The organism is Calothrix anomala FACHB-343 (genome assembly GCF_014696435.1).
Lineage (GTDB): Bacteria > Cyanobacteriota > Cyanobacteriia > Cyanobacteriales > Nostocaceae > Aulosira > Aulosira anomala_A.
Genome location: NZ_JACJQG010000141.1, coordinates 1 through 4,405, shown reverse-complemented (window position 1 = coordinate 4,405; position 4,405 = coordinate 1). Strand labels below are relative to the sequence as shown.

General features: G+C 38.9%; 3 protein-coding genes. 1 reads left to right on the top strand and 2 read right to left on the bottom strand.

Annotated elements, in window-relative coordinates; translation table 11 throughout:
* The first annotated feature begins 399 nt into the window (after nt 1–399).
* Complete coding sequence (locus H6G08_RS36740; protein WP_190552226.1) at nt 400–3,195, top strand: Calx-beta domain-containing protein; 2,796 nt, start codon at nt 400–402, stop codon at nt 3,193–3,195.
* Between the two features lie 116 nt (nt 3,196–3,311).
* Here the strand turns inward: H6G08_RS36740 and H6G08_RS36735 are convergent, their stop codons facing one another.
* Together H6G08_RS36735 and H6G08_RS36730 are read right to left on the bottom strand one after the other, a co-directional pair.
* The gene (locus tag H6G08_RS36735) at nt 3,312–3,809 is read right to left on the bottom strand and encodes a DUF6174 domain-containing protein (protein ID WP_190552224.1); all 498 of its coding nucleotides are present in this window, start codon (nt 3,807–3,809) and stop codon (nt 3,312–3,314) included.
* Nucleotides 3,810–4,039: 230 nt separating this feature from the next.
* A partial coding sequence (locus tag H6G08_RS36730) for an RNA-guided endonuclease InsQ/TnpB family protein (protein ID WP_190552223.1) occupies nt 4,040–4,405 on the bottom strand: 366 nt, incomplete at its 5' end.

The window sequence follows — 4,405 nt, the reverse complement described above, 5'->3', positions numbered from 1 at the left end:
GTTATGTTCATTGGCTTGAGGAGATGATGTTATGTTGACTATTTTAGGCTTTTTAGAATTACTCTAACCAAATATGTAAAGTTTTGTATCGAGATTCAACATTTCTGTGTTTTTGGGAATAACTATAACAACAACCAAGCACAAGTCATACGCCATCAATGGCTAACTCAGAATTTCAGCACTTTACCTGAGATTGAAGTTATCAACAGTAGTATTTTAGGTGATGCAAAGGGAGCTTATGCTGCTAGCACTAACAAGATTTATCTATCAGTTGATTTTCTAAATACAGCTACACCCCAAAGCATCACTGCTGTCATTTTAGAAGAAATTGGGCATTGGTTAGATACACAAATAAACAAGGTAGATTCCTTTGGAGATGAAGGAGAAAATTTTTCTGCATTGGTAAGGGGAGAGAATTTAAGTAATCAGCAATTAGCGCGAATACAGACAGAAAATGACCATGCAGTTGTTCAGATCCAAGGACAAGCAGTTGAAGTAGAAAATGCAGCGCCAATCGTCCTGAAAGTGAATACAACAGCAGATCAGAATGATGGCAGTACGACTAATGGGTTATCTCTGCGGGATGCGATTTTGATTGCAAATGCTGATACCACTAACGATTATGTTATTGAATTGCAAGGGGGACAAACTTATTCTCTGAGTATTAAAAACACTAAACCAATTCATACTGGTGGAGATGAACAAAAAGGCTTTGTTGGTGATTTAGATATTTTAGCTGGTGGTAATATCACTATTAGAGGCATTGGTAACCAAAAAGCAATTATTGATGCTAGTAACTTGAAGACAAACTTTACTCAGGGATATGGTGACTCTGTAATTGATGTCCAACAAGATGCAGCTTTATTGTTAGAAAATCTTACCTTAACTGGGGCTTCTGCAAGCGCTATCAGGATTAGCAAAAGTGGCCAAGCAGAGATTAAGAATAGTTTGATTACTGGCAATTCTGTCACTAAAGCTTCTGGCGGTAAGGATGATTTTACCAAAAGTGGTGGCATTAGCAATTATGGAGTTTTAATTGTAAATAACACCGTTATTAGTAATAATACAACTGAGACAGAAGGGGGAGGAATTTATAATGATGGCAAAGCAGCGATTATAGCCAGCACTATCTCTGGTAACAGTGCTGGCTATGGTGGTGGTTTTTATAATGAAGAAAGCAATGTACGTCAAGGCCCAACATATGATTTTGTTGATGTTGTGATTATTGACGCTAGTGTTATTAGTCAAAATAGTGCAGTAAAAGATGGAGGAGGTATTTGGAATTCAGGTGATGGGGTGACTATTCTTAGTAGCACAATCAGTAAAAATAATGCTGAATCTGGTGGAGGAATCTACCATACAGGATTTATTGAATTGATTTTTAATGGCGACATTTATAACCCATTGTTTTACCCTTACCCCGTCCCGACTGAGATAAATATTAATAACACAACAATTAGTAGTAACAGCGCTACAGTCGATGGTGGGGGTATTGATAATAATCAATTCGGGTTCATTAACCTAAACAACAGCACAATTGCTAATAACCTGGCAGATCAAAATAATGATGGTAAGGGTAATGGCGGCGGAATTTATCAGGGAGCAGAATTGATTGCACTAAAAAATACTATTATTGCTGCTAACTTTGACAGTCCAAATAATAGTGGTACAGGCGATATTCATCCTGATATATCTGATTCTTTAGGAAGTGTTAAAGGCAACAATTACAATCTAATTGGTAATCTCACCGGAGCAAAAGGTACGGTTGGCACAGGAACAGATATTGTTAATCCTAACCCTAAACTTAGCCCTTTACAAAACAATGGTGGCCCTACTCCAACTCATGCGCTTTTAGCTGGTAGCCCTGCTATCAATGCGGGAAATAATGCGTTAATTTTTCTAGATAAATTTGACTCTGATAATGATGGTAACCTAACAGAATCAATACCTTTTGACCAAACAAAAAACCCTCGCATTGTTGACGGTAAAGTTGATATTGGCGCAGTTGAATTTAACCCCACTGTTTCCCTACCTGCTATTTCTGTGCAGAATGTCACTGTGGTTGAGGGGCTAAATAATCAGGCGGTTATCAATGTTACTCTCAGCAATAGCACAACGCAGACTGTGACTGTGAATTACAGCACTACCCCAAACACTGCTAAAGCTAACCTAGATTACACCTCAGTAAGTGGGACGCTAACTTTTACACCTGGTCAAACTACTCAAGCGATCGCTATCCCGATTTTAAACGACAACCTCAATGAAGCCAACGAAACCTTTAAATTAGTTCTTGCTAATCCCACTAATGCTACTCTTAGCCAAACAACTGCTACTGTCACAATTACCGATACTTTAAGTCGCAAGACAACGACTACCTTACCCGCAACCGTAGAAAACCTAACTTTAACTGCTACAGGTAATATTAATGGTACAGGTAATAGTGGTAATAATATCCTGACTGGTAATACAGGCAATAACATCTTGACTGGGGGTAGTGGAAATGATACCTATCGTTATACAGTCACGCAAGTTTTAGGGACTGATACTATCGTTGAAGCTGCTAACGGTGGTACTGATACGATAAACTTTACGGGTACTACTTCCAGCATAAAGTTAGACTTAGCTCAGACTACTCAGCAAACAGTAGTTAGTAATAGACTTAACTTAATTCTCTCCAATTCCATAGAAAACATTACCGGTGGTAGTGGTAATGATACGTTGACAGGTAATAGTCTCAACAACACTCTCAAAGGAGGAAGTGGGGTTGATGTACTCAGTGGCGGTGATGGAGCTGATACGCTGTTGGGAATGTCTGGAAATGATATTCTTACAGGAGGTAATGGAAGCGATCGCTTTTTGTATAGCACAGGACAAGCCTTTAGCAGTAGTACCATTGGGATTGACCAGATTACTGACTTTAACCAACAACAAGATAAAATTGTCCTCAGCAAAAAGACTTTTAATACTTTGCAGAGTGTGTTGGGAAATGGCTTTAGTAAAGGGGCTGAATTTGCAACAGTAGCGAATGATTCCCTCGCAGCTACTAGCAATGCATTTATTGTTTATAGCACTAGTACTGGCAAACTTTTCTATAACCAAAATGGTAGTGCTAGTGGATATGGAATTGGTGGACAGTTTGCTAGTTTGGATCTATTCCCTCTTCTGACAGCAGCTAATTTTGAGCTTGTCGCCTAGTATTCTAGTAATGGGGAAAAGGCGAAGGGGAGTAAAACCTTTACCTTTTCTCGTCAAGTTTACCTCTACTTTCTTGTCCATCAAGTTGGAAAGTAAGTAAAACAAAAGGTTATGATCTAGCGAAGTACTTGAAAATTCTCAATTGTCAGATATAGTTCTTCATCAGCTATCTGGGCATTGTAATCGATATTAATTTGAGTTGGGTAACCGTATCTTGCAGAATAGTTGACATCTAGGTTGAAGGCTTGACGCGCGATCGCATCTTGAATTACATTAAACAGCTTAGGAATAGTATTGTAATTTTCAAAATATTCTGGATTTGTAACTGGTAAGCCTGTCTCTACAGAAGTGATAGATCTTGTTTTACCGTTCCTGACTTCAATAACTACTGGCCCTCTAGCATCAGGGATGCAAAAGCAACCATTACTAAATGTATAGCGATAGTTAAGAATATTTTGTTTCTCCCACAAACGGCGATTGAATTGTAACTTCCGTTGATTCAAGTTAGTACGTACTGGTGATTGTGCTATCTCGATGGGAGGTTGAGACATTACTGGCAGGTTGAGACCGAGTAATATTAAGTATCCAGCACTGAGAATGATTGATAGGCGCATATTATTTGACTTGATTACAAAACCTGGGATAAATATATCCCCTTAATATTTTAAATTTAGGTTATTTTGTGCTTAAAATTAGCAAAATGCTGATATTTTTTGGCAAAAATTTTCTCTAATAAATCCTTAAGTCAGTCTTACCAAGGCTTTACAGCGTTTACTTCCTATTCCAGTCCACGAACATGAGTAATCTAGCGCTTCTGGTATCGTCCCTTTTGACACTCACCGCCCTATAAGTGCGGTGATTCTTGCTTCGCGGGGATTCCAATGAATTTACCCTCAGCAAGCATCTTGACCGTATGCCCTACGGATGCAAGTCCCCGATTGAGAACTACTTGAGCGGCCGCCACATCTCTATCAGTGGTATAGCCACAATTCGAGCAAATATGAGTACGTTCTGATAATTCTTTTTGACCTGTTTCAACACCACAGTTAGGGCAAATTTGACTAGTTTTGCGGCTGTCTACTTTCTGGAAGTAAACACCACGCTGAAAACAAGTTTGCTCAAGGATGTGGAAAAATTGACCAAAACCAGCATCTAAACAATGCTTGCCCAACATAGAGCGAGATAACCCGACTAGGTTCAAATCCTCAAC

Bases quoted from the DNA above. Each gene is read 5' to 3' on its own strand.
- H6G08_RS36735 (WP_190552224.1), bottom strand. From the start codon at position 3,809: ATGCGCCTATCAATCATTCTCAGTGCTGGATACTTAATATTACTCGGT.